This window comes from Rhizobacter sp. P3_B12 (assembly GCF_056402895.1).
Genome location: NZ_JBFUGN010001329.1, coordinates 1 through 1,330, shown reverse-complemented (window position 1 = coordinate 1,330; position 1,330 = coordinate 1). Strand labels below are relative to the sequence as shown.

Sequence of the window (1,330 nt, the reverse complement as noted above, 5' to 3'; positions counted from 1 at the left end):
CCGCTCGCCCATGAACTGCGGCTCGAGCTGCCGCCGGTGCTGTCCGCCAGCGCCACGCGCAAGGCGCGCGAGCTGGCGGCGCAGACGGTCCAGGCCGCGGCCGCCGTGCCGCCGCTGCGCGCGGCGACCTTCGTCAACCTCGCCTGATCTCCCATGGGCACGCGATGCTCTGGATCGGTCTTCACCTGCCGCTGCTGTCGCTGGAATCCTTCCTGGCGACGCTCCCGGCGGTCAGCGATGGCAGCGAGCCGCCCGTCGCGCTGGTCGAGGCGCACCGCATTGCCCATGCCAATGCGGGCGCGCAGGCGCTGGGCGTCAAGCCGGGGCTGAAGCGGGCGACCGCGCTGGCGCTCGCGCCGCAGCTGCTGATCGGCCAGGCCGATGCGCTGCGCGACCGGCAGGCGCTCACGAGCGTGGCGCATGCGGCGCTGGCGTTCACGCCGGCAGTCAGCTTCAGCCCGCCGCAGGGCGTGCTGCTGGAGGTCGAGGCCAGCCTGCGCTATTTCGGCGGGCGCGACGCGCTGCTGCAGCGGCTGCGCGAGGCGCTGCAGCCGCTCGGCCATGCGCTGCACTGCGTCAGCACGCCGACGGCGCAGGGCTCGGCGCTGCTGGCGCGCCATGCCGACGGCCTGCACTGCGCCGATGCCGGGGCGCTGCAGCGCGCGCTCGATGCCGCGCCGGTCTGGCTGCTCGGCCCGGGCCGCGAGCACTGGGAGGCGCTGCAGGGCATGGGCCTGAACACATTGGGCGACCTGCGCAGCCTGCCGCGCGCCGGGCTGGCGCGGCGCTTCGGCGAGGCGCTGCTGGCCGAGCTCGATGGCGCGCTCGGCCGGCGCCCCGATCCACGCACCTCGATCGCGCTGCCGGCGAGTTTCGACAGCGCGCTCGAGTTGTTCGCACGGGCCGACACCACCGAGCAGGTGATGCACGGCGTGCAGGTGCTGCTGTCGCGGCTGGTGGCGTGGCTCGCGGCGCAGCATGCCTTCGTGCGCCGCTTCAGCCTGCAGATGAAGCACGAGCCGCGCTGGCGGCGCGATGACCGGACGCCGCAGCACACGACGCTGGAGATCGCGCTGGCCGAGCCGTCGCGCGATGCGAAGCACCTGATGGCGCTGCTGCGCGAGCGGTTGTCGCAGCTGGCCTTGCCGGCGCCGACGCTGGAGCTCGTGCTGCGCGCCAGCGACATCGCGCGCCAGCCGCCGCCGAATGCCGAGCTGTTCCCGACCCCGCGCAGCGAGCACGAAGGGCTCACGCGCCTGCTCGAGCGGCTGCAGGCGCGGCTCGGCCGCGAGCGGGTGCAGCGCGTGCTGCCGGTGCAGGACCACCGGCC

1 protein-coding gene is annotated in these 1,330 nt (G+C 75.0%); it reads left to right on the top strand.

Annotated elements, in window-relative coordinates; all coding sequences use genetic code 11:
- Positions 1 to 164: 164 nt before the first annotated feature.
- On the top strand, positions 165 to 1,330 hold a 1,166-nt coding region (locus AC1D01_RS34950), incomplete at its 3' end, for a Y-family DNA polymerase (protein ID WP_477874147.1).